Raw genomic sequence first — 21,366 nt, 5'->3', positions numbered from 1 at the left:
GGTTCTTCGCTTGCGGAGACATCTTTCCCTTCGGGGCCGCACCGCGCGAGCGGGACCCGGCTCCGCACCGTCCCGCCCCGGCGCCCGGCGTCAGATCCGGCCGCCGGTCAGCCGGGTGAGAGGGCCGTGGGTGTGGCGTTCGGCACGCCGGCCCACCGCGTAGGAGGCGGCCGTCAGCGCGGTCAGGCCGGCCGCGGCGCCGGCGGCGACGAGCCTGCGGTTGGCGATGACGGTCCAGGCGGTCTTGGCGCCGGCGGCGACCTGACCCGAGGTGGCGACGACCGCGCGGCGGCCCGCCTCGACCCCCTTGGCCGCGGTCTGCGCGGCGCCGCTCGCCGCCTGGGCCGCGCGCCCGGCGCCCGACGCGCCCCCTGACACCACGTCACCCGCCTTTCCCGCGGCCGTGCCTGCCGCCCGCTCGACGGGGGCGGTCGCCTTGTCCGCGGTCTCCCGTGCCTTGGTCGCGACGGACCGGGTGGACGTGGTCTTCTGATGCGAGTTCTTGTCCTGTTCACTCATGGACACCGACTTGCCGCTGACTGCCGCGGCAAACGCCTCCCCCGTACGCGGGCCGCCACCCGGCCGGGGCCGGTGTCCGATCCGGCACACCGCCCGCGAACACGCTGTACAGCGGCGGCGTTTCGAGGTGGACGCAGCCGATGCGGCGGTCGCGGACGGCCAGGGGCAACGACGGACCGTGCCCTCGCCGTCGGCCGGGATCAAGGGTTCCCCGTGCGGCAGGGCGGGCCCGCGCCGACGGCTGCGGGGAACAGCGGGTCCAGCGCGGTCCGCACACCGGCCCGGGCGTCGTCGCAGACATGGCCCTCGGCGGCGTCGACCCGCAGGTACACCCTCCGGGTGATCCGGCAGCGGGACGGCACGGGCGCGCTCCGGCGTGTCGAACCGGCCGAGGAGGAGCCGGTCGTCATGGCCGGGGCCCTCGGCTCCACGCCCGAGCCGGACGGCGCCCACCGCACGCACCGGATCCGTGTGCCGCCGACGGCCCGTACGGCCCGGGAGAAGGCGGCGTGGACGTTCGGCCCGGGAGCCGCGGTGGCCGAGCCGCTGAAGGAGCCGCGAGCCCTCACCCGGCCGCCCGCAGGGCTGACTCCGCCCGCAGGGGGTAGCCGGAGGACAGCAAGGACGAACGGGACCCACCGAAGGGAGCACCCATGCCGAGCATGGTCGAGCGCATCAAGCGGTTCGCCAGGAGCCCGCAGGGGCGGCGGACGACCGAGCAGGTGCGGCGGGCGGCTTCCGACCCCCGGCGCCGGGCCCAGGCCCAGCGTCTGCTGGGCCGGTTCCGCGGCGGCCACCGTTGACCCTCTCCTCCCCTGCTTCCACGCGGTCCGGCACCCACCCGTCCGGGCCGCGTGGCGACGACCGGGAAGGACCTCCATGAAGGAATCGTCGGTCCGCACGGTGGGCTGGGCACGCTCACTGCCGATGGACCGCGGGGTGAAGACGGCCCGCGACTGGGCGCACGAGCACCTCGTCGCGCTGGGCTGGGACACGGCTGCTCCCGAGACGGCGGACGCCGTGCTGCTGACCGTCTCGGAACTGGTCACCAACGCGCACGTACACGCCCACAGCACCGCGCAGCTGGTCATGTCGTGGGACAGCCGTTGTCTGCACATCTCGGTGCACGACAGGTCCACCACCCTGCCGGCGCCGCGGGAACCGAGCACCGAACGCGTCGGCGGACGCGGCATGCTCCTGGTCGACGCCCTGGCCGACACCTGGGAGGCCCGCCCCTGCCCCCACGGCAAGACCGTCACGGCCTGCTTCCGGCTGCCGGAGGACACGGAGCACTGACCCGCCCCCGTGCACGGCAGGCGGCAGGACCGGTCGGTCCTCCCCGTAAGGAGCCCCGCCCGGTGACCGCCGTTCTCCCCGGCCCCGCACCGCCCCCGCACCGCCGTCCCCGCGGTGCCTGACCCCGCCGGGAGCGGCGAACGGCCGCACACGCTGCTGTGGACCGCGGGCCCCGGTCGTCGGGGCGCCCGTGCCCGCCGAGGGAAGGGTCTTCGGCGAGCACGGGCGGCTCGCACGGGCCCCGGCCGCCGACGGGCGGGAACCCGGACGCCCGCGGCGCGGCCGCCGCACTGGATGCCGGTCCGTCCCGTCCCACGGCGGCCGGCAGACGGCCGACGCCCCGCCGCACCTGGTGGACCAGGAGCGCACGAGAGCGGTCCGGTTCCGCAGCCGCCCGGTCAGACAGGCGCTGACGGACCTGAGGACCCGGTTCCCGGAGCCGATCGCCGTCGTGGTGGCGCACCTGACCGGGCCGGTCCGCCGCGCGGCCTGGCGGGCATCGATCCGCTGGGCCTGGCCGCGCTGCTCATGGTCCGCCGGCACAGCAGTGCCGCCCGCCCGGCCTGTACCTGGACGACCGGCCCCGCGTCCTCGGACGCCTGCTGCGGCAGACCCACGTCCTCGACCACCTCGCCGCGACGAGGGCGGGAGGCCGGCGGTCCGGGCGCGGCGGCCGATCCCGGCGACCGGCCGCCGCTTCCCCGTCAGTCCGTCGGCCGCCGCCCCAGTGCCGCCAGGGACCGCAACAGGGCGCCGCGCCCCCGGTCGGGCACCGTCCACAGGGTCTGTCCTCGCACTCCCCAGCGCTCCAGCAGGGCGTTGGCGGCGAGGAAGCCGGTCGTCGCGGCGCGTTCCATGAGCGCCACCGGCAGGCCGGTGCGCACCAGGTCGCCGGCCACCACGAGGCCGGGGCCCGGTGTGCGCACCGTGGGCCGGTCCGCGTACCCCCCGACGGGGAACAGCGGGCAGTCGGACCGCCACAGGTGGCGGACGTCGACGATCCCGGCGCCGCCCGTCTCCGGGTAGACGCGGTGCAACTGGTCGATCAGCGTCTTCTGCACGGCCTCGCGGGGGTCCTGGGGGTGCGCCGCGTACGCGTGGAGTTCGACCACGGAGCCCCCGGTACGGGCGGCCCAGCGGGCCGCCTCGTCCTCGTAGCGGTCCAGCACGCTGATGTTGTCGAGGCCGGCGTATCCGCTCGTGCCCAGGAAGGCGGGCCGGTCGGACGCGACGGGCCGGTCCAGCCACAGGCGGGTGACCAGGAACGGCGGGGCGTTGCGCAGACGCGCGACGCGTTCCCGCCACGGACCGTCGCCCAGCCGGCCGGAGCGGGCCACCAGGGAACGCAGTCCCGCGGTGTCCAGGGCGAGGACGACGGTCTCGTGACGGCTCTCCTCCCCGGCGGTGGCGACCGCGTAGCCGCCGTCCCCCGTGGGGGCGACGTGCTCGACGGCCGTGGCGGTGCGGATGCGGGCGCCGTGCCGACGCAGGTAGCCGGCCAGGGGTTCCCACAGGGCGGCGGGGAAGGGCGCGTCGGGTACGTCGAACAGCAGCCCTTCGGCGGAACCGAGGAAGTAGATGTGGAACATCAGGACCATCTCGGCGGCCGACAGCTGCCGGGGGTCGGCGAAGAAGCTGCGGGAGAACACCTCGAAGGCCAGGTGGCGGGCGCTGGGCGGGAAGCGCACGGCGTCGAGGAAGTCGTGGGCGCTGATGCCGTCCAGGCGTTCGTACACCTCGGGCACGCGCACGTCGAGCAGCTCGAGGGCCGGGAGCGGTCTCATGCGGCGCAGGTCGCGCATGCGGAAGGAGGGGCTGAGGGCGACGAAGCCGAGCGCGCTCCACGGCGGGGTGCGCGGGACGTGGCGGAACCCGTCCCGCAGGCCGTCGCCGTGCCGCAGCGGGTAGTCCGGCAGGCCGGTGAGCCGCTCCAGACCGGGGTCGGTGCGGCGCAGCAGACCGCGCAGGTTGTAGTACTGGCGGAAGAACGCGTGGAAGCCCCGGCTCATGGTCACCGGGGTGCCGTCGGCCAGGCCGGCCGGCCAGCCCCCGACCCGTCCGCCCAGGAAGGGTTCGCGTTCGTAGAGCGTCACGGCCACGCCGCGCTCGGCCAGCGCGGTCGCGGCCGCCAGACCGGCGATGCCGCCGCCGACGACGGCGGTCGTCGGACGGGCGCCCTCGATCCTGCGGGCCCCGGGCGGGGCCGTGAGGACGCGGGCGCGGCGGTCCCGGCCGTGCCGGGTGGCGTCCGGGTGGCGGAAGGGGGTCATCCCTCGTCCTCGCTCCCCGTGCGGGGCCGTCGGCCGACGAAGGTGTGGGTGATGCCCGTCTGCCACCCCGGCAGGGGCAGGGCGCGCACCGCTTCGAAGCCGGCCGTGCGCAGCCGGTCCGCGAAACGGCCCGCGGTGTCGAACTCCACGACGCTGCGCCACAGGTGGCGGTAGAGTCCGGCGTCCCCGAACACGGTGGCCGCCGGCTGGACGATGCCGCGGCACACCAGGGTCCACACCACGCGGTCCACGCGCCGCCCGCCGAGCGTGTACTCGTGCACGCCCAGTCTCCCGCCGGGGGCCAGCAGTTCGCGCACGGTGGCGAGCACGGCGTCGGGATCGGAGACGTTGCGGAAGAGGTAGGCCGCGAACACCGCGTCGAACGGCCCCTCCACCCCGGCCTCCGCCAGTCCTTCCGCCGGCGCCCGTACGAACGTCACCCCGTCCGGCCAGGCCTTGGCGGCGGCCCGTTCGAGCATGCCTGCGGAGGCGTCCACGCCGGTGATCCGCGCGTCCGGCAGCACGGCGGCGAGTGCGGCGGTCGACGCGCCGGTGCCGCAGCCGAGGTCCAGGACGCGCAGTCCCCCGCCCCGCCGCGGCAGCCCCAGGCGGCGTACCGAGCGGCGGAGATGGGCGTGGTAACCGGGGTTGGCGGCCACCAGGGTGTCGTAGCCGCGGGCGGCGTGGTCGAACGCGGCGGCGAGGTCCTCGTCGCGCAGCAGGGTCATGCGGTCTCCCGGGGCAGAAGGGTCGGGGGCGGGTGCGGGCGGTGCGGGTCAGGGGCCGTCGAACGGGCGGCGGGGCAGCACGGACAGGTCCAGCGCCGAGCGGAGCATGAGGCCGATCGGGGCGTGCAGGCCAACGGCGAGGTCCTCGTGCAACCGGGTGCGGCCGTCCAGGAAGCGCAGCAGCCGCCGCACGGACACCCGGGCGAAGAGGCGGGAGAACAGCGCGGGTCCGTCGGCCCGGCCGCTGTCCAGGGCACGCAGCAGGACGGCGTCCATGGCCCGGGAGCGGGCGGAGTGGGCGGGGGGCGGCACAGGGGTGCGGCCCCGGAGCAGGGCGGCGGCGACGGCGCTGGTCTGGCGCTGGATCCCGGCGAAGGTGTAGCCCGTCGAGGGGCGGGTGGCGCCGCCCGCCGCGCCGATGCGGAAGACGCAGGCACCGACCTGACGGGGGATCGCGGCGTCGGTCATCGGGATGACGCCCGTCTCGGTGGACAGGACCCGCAGTTCCCCCAGCCGGAGCACCTCCTCGGTGTACTGCCTCACCGCCGACTCGTAGCCGTCGGCGGTGAGGGGGCGCCGGGAGAACTCGGTGTACTCCACCAGTGCGTCGCGGCGGCCGACGGGCAGGACGTAGCCGAAGGACAGTCCGTCGGCGGGCTGAGGGGTGCGGAAGTCCATCAGGTCCGCGGTCCGGCTGTCGAAGACCGGGCGGTCGGTGCGCACGAACCAGCCGTGGAAGTGCTGCAGCAGCGTGGTGCGGGCGGCCGGCAGGCTGCCCGGGGGGCGTGAGTCGAACACCCAGCGGGCCCACAGGGCGCGTGTCCGGCCGCCGCCGTCCCGCAGGTGGACGAGTGCTCCCCCGGCCACGTCCTCCACGGCGTCGACGGTCGCCTCCAGTCGGCGTACGGCCGGGGCGGCGGCCAGGTCGTGGGCGACCAGCTGCTCGAAGTCGTCGGACCGGATCATCTTGTAGCGCAGCGGAGTGATGTCCTCCTCGAGCGCGGGGCCGCCGGGGGGACGCACCCGCAGGTGCCGCCAGGTCGCCGTGACGGCGGCGTCGAAGCGGCCGGCGCCCTCCTCCCAGAAGCACCACGTGCGGCGCGGGGGCCGCAGCGGCCCGGGCGGGGCGTCCACCAGGACGACCGACGGCGCCCGGCAATCCGGCGCGGTCCGCGCCAGACGGTGGGCCAGGGACAGGCCGGCGGCGCCCGCCCCGACGATCACCACCTCGGCGTCCAGCACGACGGCACTCTCCTCCCTCTCCTCGGCACACGCGCCTCGTCAGCATTCCTGCTTGTGTGCCCGATCGGATTCAGGTCACTCGAACGTGTGACGAACTGCCACCGGTGGGACCGGGTGCGCAGGGGGAAGGCATGCGGCGGCAGTTCGTCGGACCGTTCCGGCTCGTACCGCATCCGCGCGCGGTGCGCGAGCGGAAGGACATCGGGCACGCGACGATCGGTGTTCAGGACGAGAGGAACCGGGATGCGCCCTACGCAGGCGGAGAATCACGACACGGCGGGGCCTCGGCTCGTCGGAGGTCCGGCGTCGCCACGGCCCCGGCCCGACGAGGCGCGGCACGACGCGACGCGTACGGCGCTCCCGCCGTGGAACGAGGACGTGTCCGCCGTGGACCGGGACGTGGCCGGTGCGGTCGGACGCGTCCTCGACCATGTGCTGGCCGACCGGGTGGACCGCGCGCGCGACCTGGACCCCCTGTTCGGCGCCGACGTGGCCGGACGCGTCGCGCGCTTCACCCGGGCGGGCGGCAAGCGCACCCGCTCGCGTTTCCTGTGGTGGACGCTGCGCGCCTGTGGCGGGGAGGGCCCCGCCCCGGTCGCGGCGGCCCTGCGGATCGGCGCGGCACTCGAACTGCTGCAGACCTGTGCGCTCGTCCACGACGACGTGATGGACGGCTCCGTGCTGCGCCGTGCGCGGCCCGCCGTCCACGTCGACGTCGCCGCCCAGTACGCCGACGCGGCGCCGGCCGGGCGCGCCGAGCGCCTCGGCGGCGGGACCGCCGTCCTCACCGGCGACCTGGCGCTCGCCTGGGCGGACGACCTCCTGGCCGAGGTACCGCTGGACGGCGGCACCGCGCGGACGGTGCACCGGCTCTGGAGCGACATGCGCACGGAAATGGTGGCCGGCCAGTACCTGGACCTGCACGGGCAGGCGACCGGTTCGCGGTCCTTGCCGCGCGCGCTGCGCACCGCCCGCCTCAAGAGCGCCCTGTACTCGGTCGAGCGGCCGATCGCCCTCGGGGCCGCGCTCGCGGGTGCGGACGACGGCACCACGGCGGCCCTCTGCGCGGCCGGACGCTGCGTGGGCACGGCTTTCCAGCTCCGCGACGATCTCAGCGACGTGTTCGGTGATCCCCGGCGCACCGGCAAACCGGCGGGCGGGGACATCCGTGAGGGGAAACCGACCTGTCTGGCCGCGCTCGCCCACACGCGTGCCGCGGCCGCCGGCGACCGCCGCGCCCTGGAGGTGCTCGAGCGCTCGCTCGGCCACGAGGCGCTCACCGGGGAGGGACTGGAGGAGGTGCGGGAGGTTCTGGTCGGCACCGGGGCGCGGGCCGCGGTCGAGGCGATGATCGACCGTCTGGTGGCCCAGGGACTGCGGCACGTCGACGGCGCCCTGCTCGATCCGCACGGCGGGGAGCGGCTGCGGCTGCTGCTGGCCTCCGCGGCGGGCGAGGGTCCCGTGCGGGACACCCACCCCCACGGCGCCCGGCCGGAACCCGCGCGGGCGGCCGGCGGCCGGGAGGCCGGCCGGTGACCCGCACCGTGACGGGCCGTACGGACCATGTCGTCGTCGTGGGGGCCGGGCTGGCCGGGCTGTCGGCGGCGCTGCACCTGCTGGGCGCGGGCCGGCGGGTCACCGTCGTCGAGCGGGACGCGCTGCCGGGCGGGCGGGCCGGACGCCTGGACCTCGACGGCTACCGGATCGACACCGGACCCACCGTGCTGACCATGCCCGACCTGGCCGACGAACCGTTCGCCGCCGTCGGCGACAGTCTGCGCGAGCGCGTGGAGCTGATCCCGCTGCACCCGGCGTACCGGGCCCGCTTCGCCGACGGCAGCAGCCTCGACGTGCACACGGGGGCCGACGCGATGGCCGCGGAGGTCGAGCGGTTCGCCGGCGCCCGTGAGGCCGCGGGGTACCTGCGACTGCGCGACTGGCTGGGACGGCTGTACCGGGCGCAGATGCGCCGCTTCATCGACGCCAACTTCGACTCCCCGCTGGGCCTGCTCAACGCCGACCTGGCCCGGCTGGCGGCGCTGGGCGGTTTCGGGCGGCTGGACGCGCGCATCGGGCGGTTCCTGCGGGACGAGCGGCTGCGCCGCGTCTTCTCCTTCCAGGCCCTGTACGCGGGCGTCCCGCCGGCCAGGGCCCTGGCCGCCTACGCCGTCATCGCCTACATGGACACCGTCGCCGGGGTGTACTTCCCGCGCGGCGGGATGCACGCGCTGCCGCGTGCCATGGCGGACGCCGCCGTCGACGCGGGCGCCGACCTGCGGTTCAGCCACGAGGTGAGGCGCCTGGAGCGCTCCGGCGACCGGGTCACCGCCGTCATCACCGACCAGGGCCGGATCCCCTGCGACGCGGTCGTCCTGACCCCCGACCTTCCCGTCGCCTACCGGCTCCTGGGCCGCTCGCCACGGCGCCCCGTACGGCTTCGGCACTCCCCGTCCGCGGTCGTGCTGCACCTCGGCACCGACCGGACCTGGCCGCAGCTCGCCCACCACACCATCTCCTTCGGTGCCGCCTGGCGCAGCACGTTCGGCGAACTCACCCGCGGCGGCCGGCTGATGAGCGATCCCTCGCTGCTCATCACGCGGCCCACCGCCACCGACCCGGACCTCGCCCCGCCGGGGCGTCATCTGCACTACGTCCTCGCTCCGTGCCCCAACACCGACATCGGCCCGGACGCCGCCGCGTGGACGGACCTGGCCCCCCGCTACCGGGACGACCTGCTGCGGGAGCTCGAGCGGCGCGGCCTGGCCGGCCTGGGGGCCGCCGTCGGGACGGAGTGCGTGGTCACGCCTGCGGGCTGGCACGCGCAGGGCCACGCGGCCGGCACTCCGTTCTCCGCGGCCCACACCTTCGCCCAGACGGGGCCGTTCCGCCCCCGCAACCTGGTCCGCGGCACCGAGAACGCCGTGCTGGCCGGCTGCGGCACCACCCCCGGCGTCGGCGTTCCGACCGTGCTGCTGTCCGGGAAGCTGGCCGCGGCACGGATCACCGGCGGCCCGGGACGACCGCGCGTCCCCCTCACCGCGACGCAGGAGGCTTCCGTATGACCGACCGTGAACTGGACGCGGCGGGCGTCGGCGATCCGGCGCTGCGCGAGGCCTACCGCCGCTGCCGGGTGCTCAACGCCCGGCACGGCAGGACGTACTTCCTCGCCACCCGGCTGCTGCCCGGCGAGCGGCGCCCCGCCGTGCACGCCCTGTACGGCTTCGCCCGCTGGGCCGACGACATCGTCGACGCGCTGGGCGCCGGCGCGGACACCGCGCGCCGGGACGCCGAACTGTCCGCGCTCGAACGCGAACTGGACAAGGGCCTGCAGGACGGCGACAGCGCCGAGCCGGTGGTGCTGGCCCTCGCCGACACGGCACGCCGCTACGGCATCGACCACGCCCATTTCACCGACTTCATGGCCGCCATGCGCGCCGACCTGGTGGTGACCGACTACGCCGACTACGCGGAGCTGCGCCGGTACATGCACGGCTCCGCCGCGGTCATCGGGCTGCAGATGCTGCCGGTCCTCGGCACGGTCGTCCCGCGCGCGGCGGCCGAGCCGCACGCGGCCGCGCTCGGGGTGGCCTTCCAGCTGACCAACTTCCTGCGCGATGTGGGCGAGGACCTCGACCGGGGACGCGTCTACCTGCCCGCGGACCTGCTCGCCGCGCACGGCGTCCACCGGGCGCTGCTGCGCTGGAGCCGGGAGACGGGCCGCCGCGACCGGCGTGTCACCTCGGCGCTGAGGGAGTTCGAGGCGCTGACCCGGGGCGTGTACCGGGAGGCCGCACCGGGGCTCGCGATGCTGGAACCGGTGTCCCGGCCGTGCATCCGCACGGCGTTCGTGCTGTACGGCGGCATCCTGGACGCCGTGGCCCGGGACGGCTGGTCGGTGCTGCACCGCCGGGCGGTGGTCCCCCGCCGGCGGCGCGCCGTGGTCGCCGCCGACGGGCTCGCCCGGGTGGTCGCAGCCCGGCTGCGCGCCCGTGACGGCGACGGTCCCCCGCACGTCCGTCGGGCCGATCCGTACCCGGCTGTCTCCGAGGAGGTCGCATGAACACCGGATCCGCGGGCGGGCGCCGGCGTCTGCCGCTGTCCCTGCGCAGGCGTGCGGTGCCGTGGGACCGGCAGCATCCCACCTGGCGGGAGGCGCGGCCGGCCGTCATCGCCGGGGCGCTGAAACGGGCCCAGGCGCGTCCGTCCGGCAACTGGTACGTGGTGGGCGCCTCCCGCGGCCTGCGCGCCGACCGCCCGCTGGCGCGGACCGTGGCGGGACAGGAGGTGGTGCTCTGGCGGGACGTCCGGGGCCGGCCGGTGGCCGGCCCCGGGATCTGCCCGCACCTGGGCGCGCCGCTGCGGGACAGTCCCGTCCGCTGCGGAACGCTGGTGTGCCACTGGCACGGGCTGACCCTGGACGGCGATCCCTTCGCGGGGTGGGAGCCGTTCCCGGTGCACGACGACGGCGTACTGCTGTGGGTCCGCCTGGACGCGGTGGGCGGCGAAGCGCCGCGGGACGCGCCGGTGGTACCGGTGCGGCCGGAGCGGGCCCTGACGGCCGTGTACACCGGGACGGGCACATGTGAACCCGAGGACGTCGTCGCCAACCGCCTCGATCCCTGGCACGGGGCCTGGTTCCACCCCTACTCGTTCGTCGACCTCACCGTGGCCGGCGCGCCGGACGGCTCGGACGGAAGCGAGGACACCTTCACCGTGGACGTGTCCTTCAAGGTGGCGGGACGTCTGGTGGTGCCGGTGCGGGCCGAGTTCACCGCGCCCGAACCGCGCACGGTCGTCATGCGCATCACAGCGGGCGAGGGGGCCGGCTCCGTGGTCGAGTCCCACGCCACCCCCCTGGGCACGGACGACCGGGGGCGGCCCCGTACGGCGGTCGTCGAGGCGGTGGTGGCCGGGTCCGACCGTCCGGGTTTCGCCCTGGCGCGCGGTGCCGCGCCCCTGCTGCGCCCGCTGGTGCGGGCCGCCGCCGGGCGGCTGTGGCGCGACGACCTGGCCTACGCGGAGCGTCGCTGGTCGCTGCGTTCCACCGGGCGCTTCCCGGGCTGACCGGGCGGCCCGGCCAGGTCACGGGTGTGTTCGGTCCGCGGTCCGGTCGGCCTTGCCGCCGGCGCCGAGGAGCCCGGTGTGCCTCAGCGGGTCCTCGGCCTCCAGCCGGGCCAGTTCCCGGCGGGCCACCCGCAGCACGACCGGGGGCAGCGCGGCGCGCGCCGCTTGCGCCAGACGCAGCCAGCGGGGCACGTAGACGGCCGTGCTGCGACGTTCCACCGCCGCTGCGAGCCGGGCGGCGACGTAGTCCGCCGGGTACAGGCGCCGGGCCGGCGGCGGCATGTGGCCGCGCAGTTCCCGCAGCACGGGGTGACGGTCCGCGTCGCGGATCATGTCGGTGTCGGTCCAGTTCAGGTAGCCGATGCCGACGGCGACGCCGTGGTGCGCCACCTCGGCGCGCAGGGAGTGGGTGAAGGCCTCCACACCCGCCTTGGAGGCGCAGTAGGAGCTCATCATCGGGGCGGCGCCGATCGAGGCCAGCGAGGCGACCTGGAGGTAGTAGCCCTTCGTCGCCAGCAGATCCGGCAGGAAGGCGCGGGCCGTGGCCGCGCTGCCCGTCAGGTTGACGTCGATCACGCGGCGCCACAGGGCCGGGTCCGAGGTGACGAACGGGCCGCCCTCCGCGACACCGGCGTTGGCCACCACGACGGAGGGGGCGCCGAGGCGCGCCCTGACCAGCCCGGCGGCCCGTTCCAGCGCGGCCTCGTCGGTGACGTCGAGCTCGCACACCCAGCTCCGTGTGGGCAGGTCCTCCGCCACCGCTTCCAGTCCGGACCTCTCGTGACCGAGCAAGGCGATCCGGGCGCCGCGCCCGGCGAGGTCGCGGGCCAGGGCGGCACCGACCCCGCGCGCGGCGCCCGTGACCACGACGGTACGGTCCCGCAGCGGGCCGCCGCTCACCGGTCGTCCCCTTCGCCGGACGGCGGGCCGGTGTCGGGGCGGGCCGTGTGGTCGGGGTGGCCGGCGGTCCGGCGGGCTTCCTTCATCTCCGCCTCGTAGAGGTGGTCCCGGCCCTCGGCAAGTTCCTCGACGGCGGCCTGCTCGATCTCCTTGAAGGGGCGGTAGTACGTGCCGTCGTAGGCCTCCACGATCTGGAACGTCCAGTGCCCGGGGATCACGTTGCGGCCCAGCACCTGGGTCCGCGCCGTCTCCGCCCAGTCCGGGTGCCCGGCCTTGCGCAGCAGCTCGACCGCCCGGTCGAGTTCGAGGTCGGCGGTGCCGGTGAGCTGGTGGAAGCTGTAGAGGTGGCCGCGGGCCCGCTCGGTCGTCTCCAGCGCCTTCGACAGCGAGCCGAGCGCCTCCACCGTCGCGTCGCTCACGCCTTCGGGGCGCCGGTGGGCGGGGTCGGGGCCGTCGTCGTGTCGGGTCATCGTCCCGTCTCCGTGGTTCGTGGTCGATGGGTTCGTGCGCACCGGTCATCCACCGCCGCTGCCGCCCTTGTCGGGCTGCCGGTGGCCGGTGCGGTCGCGGCGGGCCAGCAGCCGCTGCGCCCCGGCCAGCCCCGGGGCGAGGGAGCGGCGCAGCGCGGCACGTGCGGCGTTGGCGCCCGGCGCGCCGTGCACGCCGCCGCCCGGGTGGGCGCCGGCGGACGCCAGGTACAGGCCCTTGACGGGCGTCTCGGGGCGCCCGGTGCCGGGGGCGGGGCGGAAGAACAGCTGCTGGTGCATGGCGGCGGTACCGCCGTTGATGGCGCCGCCGTGCAGGTTCCGGTCGAGGGACTGCAGGGCGGGCGGGGCGAGGATCCGCCGGGCCCGGATCCGGGACCGGAAGCCGGGCGCGAAGCGTTCCACCTGGCGCTCCACGCGGTCGGCCATGTGTTCCTGCTCCTCGGCGTCCCAGGTCCCGGTGAGCGCGTCCGGTCCCGCGTCGCCGGTGACGTCGTGGGGCACATGGGTGTACGCCCACGCCGATTCGGTGCCCCGCGGGGAGCGGGACGGGTCCGACGTCGTCATCTGGCCGAACAGGCAGAAGGGGCGGTCGGGGACGCTGCCGGTGGCGAGCTGGGCGGCGAAGCGGGTGAGTTCGTCGATGCCGTCCGCGAGATGGACGGTGCCGGCGCCCGCGGCCTGCTCGCACCGCCAGGGGACCGGCCCGTCCAGCGCCCAGTCGACCTTGAAGGTGGCGAAGTCCCACTGGAAGCGCCGCAGGTCGGACAGCAGTTGGGCGGGAACGTCCTCGGGGCCGAGGAGTTCCCGGTACAGGGCGGGCACCGCCACGTCCGCCAGGACGGCGCGGTCGGCCGCGAACGCCTCGCCGTCGGCCGTGCGCACCCCCGCCGCCCGGCCGTCGCGCACGAGGATCCGGTCGACGCGCCTGCCGCAGCGCAGCACCCCGCCGCGCGTCTCGAGACGGCGGGCCAGGGCCTCGGTGAGGGCTCCGGCGCCGCCGGCCGGCACGGGGAAGCCGTACGTCTGCCCGAGCATCGACATCAGCCAGCCGAAGCCGCCGCTGCCCGCGGCCTCCGGGGCCAGGTCGGCGTGGAGCGCGTTCCCGGCCAGCAGCAGCCCTCCGCCCTCGCCCCGGAACTCCTCCTCCGCCATGCGGCGCACCGGCAGGACCAGGGTGCGCGCCATGCGCAGCCCGCCCGTGCCGCGCAGTCTGACGGCCAGCCGGATCCCGGAGCGGACGGGCGGGAAGGGGGTGAACAAGGCGTTCAGGAGATCCGGCCGGAGGTTTTCCCACATGTCGTGCAGACGACGCCAGGCGCCCCCGTCGCCCGGTGCGAAGGCCTCCAGCGAGTCGGCGGTGACGTCGACACGGCGGTCGAGGACCGCGCACCGGCCGTCGGTCAGGGGATGCGCGACCACGTGCGGGGCATGGCTCCAGCGCAGTCCGTGACGCTCCAGCTGCAGCCCGGAGACGACCGGGGAGGCGGCGGCGAGCGGGTAGAAGGAGCTGCAGAGGTCGCTGACGAACTCGGGGTCGGTGCCCCGGTCGTGGCGCACGGCTCCGCCGGGCTCCGGCTGCTCCTCCAGCACCTCGACGCTCCAGCCTGCGTCGGCGAGCAGGTTGGCCGCGACCAGCCCGTTGGGGCCGGCCCCGATCACCACGGCGTCAGGCACGGGCGTCTGCCTCTCCGGGGGGCGGCGACACCACCTGGCCGAGGGACCGGTTCCGCTCCGCCTCGGCCGCGTCGGCCTCGCAGATCTTCGCCAGTCTGGCGAGCATGGCGCGGTGGCGGATCTGGAGCAGGACGTCCACGACCGCGTTGTGCGCCGTGCCGCCGGCGCCCTTCAGCGGGTGCTCGTCCACGATGACCAGACAGTGGTCGCCCCAGGACCGCAGCTCGACGGCGATGCGGGCCGTGCCGAGGGGGCCGGCCTTGGCCTCCAGCTCCAGTGCCTCACCCGGCAGACAGCGCCTGACGACGGTCTCGTTGGACAGGCTCAGGGGCCCGAGCCGCACCTCGTAGCCGATCGCCGAGCCGAGCTGCGGCCATTGGCCGCGCAGCGGTTTCGACGAGGAGGTGCCCACCACCCAGTCCGCGTACCGGGTGCCGTCCTCCAGGACGGCCCAGACGGACTGCGGGCTCGTTCTGACCAGATGATGGCGAACCGCCACTTCGACCTCCCGTGTCCGTGCGTGACGTCAGTCAGCACTGAGTGCCCCTTCTGACCGGGGTCAACCGGCGGCTTCGCATCAAGGCGGTGCAGGCTGCCCCGGGGCCGGCGCGGGCCGGGGCCGCGCAGCCCGGCGCCTGCGGGGCGCCTCCCCCACTCCCGGCTCCGCTCGAGCGGGGGACCCCCGTCGCCCTGGGAGTGCCTCCCAGGCCTTCGAGGCACCGGGGGCACGACTGCCCACGGTGAACGCGGCCGGTGTCAGGCCGGCGTGTCGCGGGTGGGGGGCAGGGCCCAGCGGATGACCGAGGTGACCGCGGTGCCCAGGGGGCGTACGCAGACGTCCTCGGCCGGGGGTATGCGGGGCAGCCACAGCGCACGGGAGGCCCAGCCGGGCAGCAGGGACACGGCGTTGGCGGCGAGGACGCCGTACGGCACCCGGGCGAGCAGCGGGACGGGCGGGTTGAGCAGCAGGAAGCGGGCGGTGGAGCGCGCCTCGGGGGTGGCGCGCAGCTCGGCACGGTAGGCGGCCAGCCGCTCGGCGAGTCCGGCGCGGTCGACCGGCGGGTCGGGCACGCCGAGCGCGGTGGCGACGCGCGCCATGTCGGCGACGTACGCGTCGCAGCCCTCGTCGTCCAGGGGACGGGCGCCGTAGCGCTGGTGGGCGCGCAGGAACATGTCGACCTCGGCGATGTGCACCCAGCACAGCAGACGGGGGTCGGACGCCCGGTACTCCTCGCCCTCGGCGGTGGTGCCGCGCACCGTCTCGTGGACGGCCCGCACCCGGTCGACGGCCCGCTGGGCACTGTCGGCGGTACCGTACGTGGTGGTGGCGAGGAAGGTGCTGGTGCGCTGGAGTCGCCCCCAGGGGTCACCGCGGAACCCGGAGTGCCCGGCGACGGCGGCCATGGCCAGCGGGTGCAGCGACTGCAGCAGCAGGGCCGACAGTCCGCCGATGAACATCGACGCGTCCCCGTGCACCCTCCTGACCGGCCGGTCGGGGCCGAACCAGCGCGGGCCGGGCGTGCCGTGGATGCGTGCGCGGTTGTCCGGGCCGTCCGGGCCGGCGACCCGGAAGAAGATCGCTCGACCGATCCGGTCGCGCAGCGCCGAGCCGCCTTCCGTCAGCAGTCCCATGGCTCACCCCACTTCCTCGCGCGCCCGGACGGCCCGCCGGCGTCCGGGGCCACACCTGCCCCGTACCCGGCCGGACGGCTAGGGAACGTCGCCCCGCCAGTCGTACACCCGGGCGTCGGTGCCGCGGGGCACGTACACCGCGCGGCCGCCCGCGCCGTAGCGGCCTATCTCGGTGGGCAGGCCGACGCCGTGCCTCAGCTCCGCCTCGCCGCGGTCGGTGACGTCCAGCAGCAGACCGTCCAGCGGGCCCCCGGCCAGCTCCACGTACGACCGCCCGTCGCGCGGGCCCGGGTCGTCGTGGTCCGCCCCGTAGACCCGGCCGCGCATGAACTCCAGTTCGTCCATACCGGCAGGATGGCATCCGGTACCGACAACGGGGCCTACGCCTCCGCCCCGTCCGCGCCGGCCGCCCAGGGTCCCGGCGCCCGCCCCTCGCTCCAGGCGAGCAGGGCGTCGCGGTTCACGCACACGATGCCGCACTGCTCGGCGTACTCGACGGCCGGCGCGGTGAAGTCGCTGGTGGTGACGATGAGGGCGACGTCCGCCTCGTGGACGGTGAAGCAGGTGCCGCCGAAGCGCTGGAGATCCTGCGAGCCCACCTTGTTGTCCTCGCCGTAGCGTTTGCACTGGACGACGAGACGGCGGCCGTCGGGGGTCAGGGCCGTCACGTCGGCGCCCAGGTCCCCCGCTCCCCCGACGACCTCCACCCGCGCGCAGCCGTCCCGTACGCACAGGTCGGCTATCGCCGCCTCGAACTGCTCGGGACTCAGGGCGTCGTGGGCGACGCCCGGGGCGACGGGCGCGACGACCGTGGGAAGGACGTCGTCGTACGCTCCGGCCGGTGCGGGGATCACGGGCCCGAGGGGGGACGGGGCGGGGTCGTCCAGGGCGTCGAGCGCCGTCGACGTGCCCCGTTCCAGGGCCTCGCCCGCCCGGCGGGCGATCCTCGCCGCGGACAGCCGCCGCCGTCTGCGTCCGTGGGCCAGCAGGATCGCGGCGACCACGCACAGCAGGACGACGGCCCACACCGGGCGTCGCTGCACGACTCCGGCCAGCGCGCGCGCCGCGAAGCCGGCGACGATCAGGGCCGTGGCGAGCAGACCGAAGAACACGGCCGTCGCCCGCAGGTCGAAGCGGCGCCCGCGGTACTCCGGACGCGTACGGCGCCGGTACATGGTCACCTTGGTGTTCCTCCCTCGCGCGGCCGGCAGGACGTGCGCCTCGGGTGTCACGGGGCTCCCGAAGATCACTTACGCCGTCTGCCCCGGATCCGGCCGTTCACCGGCGTGCCGCGCATCGGCGCGGGGCAGGGGCGGTGTGTGCTGACTGCGGCACCCGGGGAGGCGGACGGTGGACTGGCGGAACTTCGCGCGGCAGATGGCTTCCATGGCGCGTGACCTGCTGGCCGAGCACACCCTCGACTCGACGCTGGAGCAGATCACGCGCAAAGCGGTGGAGCTCGTCGACGGCTGCGACGCCTCCGGGATCCTCGTCCTGCGGGGGGACCGGGTGAGTTCGCTGGCGCCGACCGCGCAGCTCGTGATCGACAGCGACCGCCTCCAGGAGCGGCTGCGCGAAGGCCCATGCCTGGACGCGGCACGGCCCGACCGGGCCGAACGCCTCTTCCGCATCCCCGACTTCACCGCGGACCCCGAACGCCGGACGTCCTTCGTACCGCGCTGCCGGGAGCTCGGGGTGGGCAGCATGATGGGCTTCCTGCTGTACACCCGGGAGGAGGAGCTGGGGGCCCTCGACATGTACTCCCACAAGCCGGGCGCGTTCACCGGGGACAGCGAGACGGCCGGCTGGCTGCTGGCCTCCCACGCGGCGGTCGCCTTCTCCACCGCCCGGACCGACGCCCAGTTGCAGGACGCCATCGCCACTCGGCATCTGATCGGCGAGGCGATGGGCATCCTGATGGGTCGCCACCGGGTGACGGAGGACCAGGCCTTCGAGTTCCTGCGCGCCCGGTCCCAGCGCACCAACACCAAACTGCGCGAGGTGGCGCGCCGGGTCTGTGAGACGGGCGTCCTGGAGCAGTGACCGCCCTGCGGTCGTTCAGCGGCCGCCGGTCCAGCCGTGGGCGACGTCGATCACGAGATGGCCGTCGAGCTGCAGTACCCGGAACGGCAGCCGCGCCCGCGTGCCGAGCCCGATCTGGGTCTCGCCCTCGAAGCTGCCGACGAACCGTGCGTCCCTGAAGGTGCGGTACCCGGTGAGATCGACGCCCGGCAGGGGGTCTCCGGCCCGCGCGGGGTAGGTGGGCTCGCCGCTTTCGGGGTCGTACGAGGGCGCGGCCACCCGTACCTCGAGGACGGCGCCGCCGGAGACGGGGACGGGCCGGCCCGATCCGTCCTGGTGGAGGCGGTCGACGTACCGGACGGAGTAGCCGAGGCCGTCGCGCTCGGCACCGGGCAGGTCGACGACCATGCGGTCGTAGCAGTCGTGCCGCCCGGTCCTGACGTCCCGCACCGGCGTGGCCGTGCTGTCGGGGCCCGACTTGGGCAGGCTGCCCCAGCCGGTCGGGCACGCCGTGGTCGTGGCCGCCGGGGCGGCCACGGCCGAGGCCGCCGCCGTGGTCAGCGTGGCGCCCACGAGCACGAGGCTCGCACAGATCATTCTGGTGTGCGGAATTCGTAGCATTTTCAGCCTCCTGGGCTCGTATCCTTCTGGTATCGGGTGAGACGAGCGGGATGCCCCGAAGGTTGCGGCTCCGCCGCGCCGGACCGTCCGGCATGGCACATCCTGATGGGAGCGAACAGATGTCCCGTGCGTCCGCACCAGGAGGACGCGACATGGATGATGCAGCCGCCGCACCGCGCGGGGAGCGGTCGGCGGGCGCGCCCGGCCGCGGTGCCGGGGAGAGCGCGGAGGGGCTCCGGAGGGCGCGTCCGGTGCCCCGGATCGAGGACGCGCTCGCCGAGCCCGTGGTGGCGGCGGTCCAGGGCATCGACGGATACGGCGGGCTGGTGTACCTGCGCTCGCGGGACCGGCGCTCGCTGGTGCTGTGCGTGGTGGCCGGCGTCCCGCGGTCGCTGCTGATGACCTGGTGGCGGGTGCCCGTGGGCGGCGCGCTGCCCATGTCCGAGGCGTACCGCAGGAGCGAGAGCATGTGGTTGCCGGACGAGCGGGCCATGATGCTGCGCTTCCCGCAGTTCACCGCCGGGCTGCCGTACTCGTTCGGTTCCGCCTTCCACCCGGTGCACGTCGACGGCGAACCCGTGGGCGTCCTGTCCGTCCTGCGGTCGGCCGCCCGGGAGCCGGTGGACGAGCGGACGGTGCGGGCGGCGCTGCACGCCGCGGGACGGGACATGGAGGAGCGCCTCACCGGGTTCGCCCGCCGGATGCCCGGCCGGGAGGGTGCGGACGCCGTGGCGTACGGCATCGACTACGACGACCAGCCGGTCGGCGTGAAGCTGCCCGCCCCCTCCCTCGGGGCCGTGTCGGTCGGCATGGTCGAGTGGGACCTGGACAGCGACCGCTGGTCCGGGGACGACGACGCGCTGTCCCTGCTGGGTGTCGTCCGGGGGGAGTTCGGCGGCACCATGGCGGAGGTCGAGGGCCGGGTGTCCCCCGACGACCTGTACGAACTGCGGGCGGGCCGGCGGGAGGCGGTGGACACCGGGCAGATCAGGGGTCGGCACCTCAGGGTGCTGGACGAGGCCGGGGGCGGCGGGCGGATCCGCTACCGGCCGGTCGAGCTGTGGGGGCACGTCGTACGGGCGGAGGGGGCCTCCCGGCTGCTGGTGGGCGCCCTCGTCGACGCGGTCGGCGGGGCCACCGCGGCGGAGGCCGCCGAGCGGCTGCCCGACGGGGTGTTCTCCCTGGACCAGGACGGCCGGATCCTCTACGCCAACCGCCGCTGCCAGGAACTGCTGGGCTGCGACCTGGACCACATGCTCGGCCACTACCCGTGGGACGTGCTCCCCTGGCTGCGCGATCCGGCCTACGAGGACCGCTACCGGGCCGCGATGCTGTCGCAGGAGCCGGTGTCGTACCTGGTGCACGCCCCGGACGGCGTCTGGCTGGGGTTCGTGCTCTATCCCGGGGTGCACGGGCTGACCGGCCGTGTCTTCCTCACCAGCGCTCCCGCCGGGGCCGAGCCGGGCCGCTCCCTGGCGCCGGCCGGCCCGGACACCGCGGCGGCGCCGGAGCTGGTCGGGACGGCCCGCGCGGGAGCGCTCCACCACGTGGTGCGGATGGCCAGTGTGCTGACCGAGGCCGTCACCGTCAGGGACGTCTGCCTGGCCGTCACCGAGCAGCTGCTGCCCGCGTTCGGCGCGCAGGAGACCGCCCTGTACACGATCCGCGACAGCCGGATGCACCTGCTGTGGGAGTCCGGTTATCCGGAGCACTTCCTCGACGGCTTCGAAGGCGTGCCGCTCAACGCGAACCTGCCCGGCGTGCACGCCCTGACCACCCGGCTCCCGCTCTTCTTCGAGTCGCCGGAGGCACTGGTCAACGCCTACCCCCGGCTCCTCCTCGACTTGATGAGCGCCTGGGCGTTCCTGCCGCTGATCGCCTCCGGCCATCCGGTCGGCTCCTGCATCCTCGGCTGGAACGCGCCGCACCGGTTCACCCCCGAGGAACGCGCCGCACTGACCGCGCTGGGCGGTCTGACCGCGCAGGCGATGGAGCGGGCCCGGCTGTACGACGCCGAGTCCGCCGTGGCGCGGGGGCTGCAGGAGGGGCTGCTGCCGCACCGGCTGCCCGCCATCGACGGGCTGCTCACCACCGGCCGCTACCTGCCGGGCACCCAGGGCATGGCCATCGGGGGCGACTGGTACGACGTGATCAGGACGGGGCGGGGGGTGGCGCTGGTCATCGGCGACGTCGAGGGGCACAGTGTCGGCGCCGCCGCCGTCATGGGGCAGCTGCGCAGCGCGGTGCACGCCTTCGCCGCCAGCGGGCGGCCGCCGCAGGAGGTCATCACCCACACCAACCGGCTGCTGGCGGAGCTGGAGACGGATCTCTTCGCCACCTGCTGCTACATCGAACTCGACCCGGCCACCGGCCGCGCCCTGGCCGTCCGGGCCGGTCACCCCCCGCCCCTGTTGCGCCACCCCGACGGGTACACGGAGGGCCTGGACCTGCCCGGTGGCGTACTGCTCGGGGTGCAGCCGGAGGCCGTCTACCCGGTCACGGCGCTCACCCTGGCTCCCGGCAGCGTCCTCGCGCTGTACACGGACGGGCTCGTCGAGACACCCGGCGGTGACATCGAGACGGGCATCGAGGTGGTCCGGCGCTGTCTGGCGCGCAGCCGCACCGACGCGGTGGAGGAGCTCGCCGACCGGCTGGTCGGAACGGCCCGCCGGACCGAGGACCGCCCGGACGACGTGGCGCTGCTGCTGACGGCGTACGACCGGCGGCCCGGCCGCTGACCGCCGCCCGGCCGCCGGTCCTCGGCCGGGCGGAGCGCGGGTGGGCAGAGCAGGAGGACGGTGATGCCGTCGGCCCGCCGCACCCGGCGGCGGGCCGGGTGCGGCAGGCGGCCGGCAAGCTGCCGCGGGCCCGCCCGCGCGGCGGTCCCGGAGGCGATGGTGTGCGCGAAGG

Annotated in this window: 21 protein-coding genes and 1 pseudogene; 9 read left to right on the top strand and 13 right to left on the bottom strand. The window is 75.6% G+C overall.

Annotation, left to right across the window (positions count from 1 at the left end; all coding sequences use genetic code 11):
- Positions 1-90: 90 nt before the first annotated feature.
- Entirely contained in the window at positions 91-519 is a 429-nt protein-coding gene (locus tag KYY02_RS19215) for a hypothetical protein (RefSeq protein WP_371239427.1), read from the bottom strand.
- A gap of 200 nt (positions 520-719) precedes the next feature.
- On the bottom strand, positions 720-929 hold the full coding sequence (locus KYY02_RS19210) for a hypothetical protein (protein ID WP_371239581.1): 210 nt from the start codon (positions 927-929) through the stop codon (positions 720-722).
- Here KYY02_RS19210 and KYY02_RS19205 point away from each other — a divergent pair.
- The 3 genes and pseudogenes from KYY02_RS19205 to KYY02_RS19195 all read left to right on the top strand — a co-directional run.
- A pseudogene (locus KYY02_RS19205) lies at positions 928-1,014 on the top strand (DUF6745 domain-containing protein); the annotation flags it as partial. The gene KYY02_RS19210 and the pseudogene KYY02_RS19205 overlap by 2 nt on opposite strands.
- Positions 1,015-1,172: 158 nt before the next feature.
- On the top strand, positions 1,173-1,322 hold the full coding sequence (locus KYY02_RS19200; protein ID WP_371239567.1) for a hypothetical protein: 150 nt from the start codon (positions 1,173-1,175) through the stop codon (positions 1,320-1,322).
- A gap of 76 nt (positions 1,323-1,398) precedes the next feature.
- Positions 1,399-1,815 carry an ATP-binding protein gene (locus tag KYY02_RS19195; protein WP_371239565.1) on the top strand — a complete coding sequence of 139 codons (417 nt, stop codon included), beginning with the start codon at positions 1,399-1,401 and terminating at the stop codon, positions 1,813-1,815.
- A 704-nt stretch (positions 1,816-2,519) separates the two neighbouring features.
- Here the strand turns inward: KYY02_RS19195 and KYY02_RS19190 are convergent.
- The 3 genes from KYY02_RS19190 to KYY02_RS19180 are packed head-to-tail and all read right to left on the bottom strand — an operon-like array spanning position 2,520 to position 6,055.
- A complete protein-coding gene (locus KYY02_RS19190; RefSeq protein ID WP_371239425.1) occupies positions 2,520-4,085 on the bottom strand; it encodes an FAD-dependent oxidoreductase in 1,566 nt (521 codons plus the stop codon).
- Positions 4,082-4,813, bottom strand: a complete 732-nt coding sequence (locus KYY02_RS19185) for a methyltransferase domain-containing protein (RefSeq protein ID WP_371239423.1) — start codon at positions 4,811-4,813, stop codon at positions 4,082-4,084. Before KYY02_RS19185 ends, KYY02_RS19190 begins: the two co-directional genes overlap by 4 nt.
- Before the next feature lie 48 nt (positions 4,814-4,861).
- Entirely contained in the window at positions 4,862-6,055 is a 1,194-nt protein-coding gene (locus tag KYY02_RS19180; RefSeq protein ID WP_371239421.1) for a lycopene cyclase family protein, read from the bottom strand.
- Positions 6,056-6,298: 243 nt separating this feature from the next.
- Here KYY02_RS19180 and KYY02_RS19175 point away from each other — a divergent pair, with 243 nt between their 5' ends.
- The 4 genes from KYY02_RS19175 to KYY02_RS19160 are packed head-to-tail and all read left to right on the top strand — an operon-like array spanning position 6,299 to position 11,119.
- Positions 6,299-7,591 carry a polyprenyl synthetase family protein gene (locus KYY02_RS19175; protein ID WP_371239419.1) on the top strand — a complete coding sequence of 431 codons (1,293 nt, stop codon included), beginning with the start codon at positions 6,299-6,301 and terminating at the stop codon, positions 7,589-7,591.
- Positions 7,588-9,117 (top strand): phytoene desaturase, encoded by a 1,530-nt coding sequence (locus KYY02_RS19170; RefSeq protein ID WP_371239417.1) that lies wholly within the window; start codon positions 7,588-7,590, stop codon positions 9,115-9,117. Before KYY02_RS19175 ends, KYY02_RS19170 begins: the two co-directional genes overlap by 4 nt.
- On the top strand, positions 9,114-10,115 hold the full coding sequence (locus tag KYY02_RS19165) for a phytoene/squalene synthase family protein (protein ID WP_371239415.1): 1,002 nt from the start codon (positions 9,114-9,116) through the stop codon (positions 10,113-10,115). The genes KYY02_RS19170 and KYY02_RS19165 overlap by 4 nt, the downstream gene beginning before the upstream one ends.
- Positions 10,112-11,119, top strand: coding sequence for a DUF5914 domain-containing protein (locus tag KYY02_RS19160; RefSeq protein ID WP_371239413.1), 1,008 nt, complete (start codon positions 10,112-10,114; stop codon positions 11,117-11,119). Before KYY02_RS19165 ends, KYY02_RS19160 begins: the two co-directional genes overlap by 4 nt.
- 18 nt (positions 11,120-11,137) lie before the next feature.
- On the opposite strand, the gene KYY02_RS19155 is transcribed toward KYY02_RS19160, so the two are convergent.
- The 7 genes from KYY02_RS19155 to KYY02_RS19125 form a co-directional block, all read right to left on the bottom strand.
- On the bottom strand, positions 11,138-12,019 hold the full coding sequence (locus KYY02_RS19155) for an SDR family oxidoreductase (protein WP_371239412.1): 882 nt from the start codon (positions 12,017-12,019) through the stop codon (positions 11,138-11,140).
- A complete protein-coding gene (locus KYY02_RS19150; RefSeq protein WP_371239410.1) occupies positions 12,016-12,489 on the bottom strand; it encodes a hypothetical protein in 474 nt (157 codons plus the stop codon). Before KYY02_RS19150 ends, KYY02_RS19155 begins: the two co-directional genes overlap by 4 nt.
- 45 nt (positions 12,490-12,534) lie before the next feature.
- Positions 12,535-14,181: a phytoene desaturase family protein gene (locus KYY02_RS19145; RefSeq protein ID WP_371239408.1), complete on the bottom strand. Its 1,647-nt coding sequence runs from the start codon at positions 14,179-14,181 to the stop codon at positions 12,535-12,537.
- On the bottom strand, positions 14,174-14,680 hold the full coding sequence (locus KYY02_RS19140; protein ID WP_371239406.1) for an SRPBCC family protein: 507 nt from the start codon (positions 14,678-14,680) through the stop codon (positions 14,174-14,176). Before KYY02_RS19140 ends, KYY02_RS19145 begins: the two co-directional genes overlap by 8 nt.
- Positions 14,681-14,937: 257 nt before the next feature.
- Positions 14,938-15,813: an oxygenase MpaB family protein gene (locus KYY02_RS19135; protein WP_371239404.1), complete on the bottom strand. Its 876-nt coding sequence runs from the start codon at positions 15,811-15,813 to the stop codon at positions 14,938-14,940.
- A gap of 78 nt (positions 15,814-15,891) precedes the next feature.
- On the bottom strand, positions 15,892-16,158 hold the full coding sequence (locus tag KYY02_RS19130) for a hypothetical protein (RefSeq protein ID WP_371239402.1): 267 nt from the start codon (positions 16,156-16,158) through the stop codon (positions 15,892-15,894).
- Between the two features lie 35 nt (positions 16,159-16,193).
- Positions 16,194-16,994 (bottom strand): restriction endonuclease, encoded by an 801-nt coding sequence (locus KYY02_RS19125; RefSeq protein ID WP_442538154.1) that lies wholly within the window; start codon positions 16,992-16,994, stop codon positions 16,194-16,196.
- Positions 16,995-17,163: 169 nt separating this feature from the next.
- Here KYY02_RS19125 and KYY02_RS19120 point away from each other — a divergent pair, with 169 nt between their 5' ends.
- Entirely contained in the window at positions 17,164-17,856 is a 693-nt protein-coding gene (locus tag KYY02_RS19120; protein ID WP_371239400.1) for a GAF and ANTAR domain-containing protein, read from the top strand.
- A 15-nt stretch (positions 17,857-17,871) separates the two neighbouring features.
- On the opposite strand, the gene KYY02_RS19115 is transcribed toward KYY02_RS19120, so the two are convergent.
- Positions 17,872-18,432: an AMIN-like domain-containing (lipo)protein gene (locus KYY02_RS19115; RefSeq protein ID WP_371239398.1), complete on the bottom strand. Its 561-nt coding sequence runs from the start codon at positions 18,430-18,432 to the stop codon at positions 17,872-17,874.
- Between the two features lie 176 nt (positions 18,433-18,608).
- On the opposite strand from KYY02_RS19115, the gene KYY02_RS19110 reads away from it, so the two are divergent.
- The gene (locus KYY02_RS19110) at positions 18,609-21,194 is read left to right on the top strand and encodes a SpoIIE family protein phosphatase (protein WP_371239396.1); all 2,586 of its coding nucleotides are present in this window, start codon (positions 18,609-18,611) and stop codon (positions 21,192-21,194) included.
- The last annotated feature ends 172 nt before the right edge of the window (positions 21,195-21,366 follow it).

Origin of the sequence: Streptomyces pimonensis, from assembly GCF_041380215.1 — a bacterium.
GTDB classification, from domain to species: domain Bacteria; phylum Actinomycetota; class Actinomycetes; order Streptomycetales; family Streptomycetaceae; genus Streptomyces; species Streptomyces pimonensis.
Note: the sequence above shows the minus strand (reverse complement) of the source record. Positions and strands in the feature narration are given on the sequence as shown.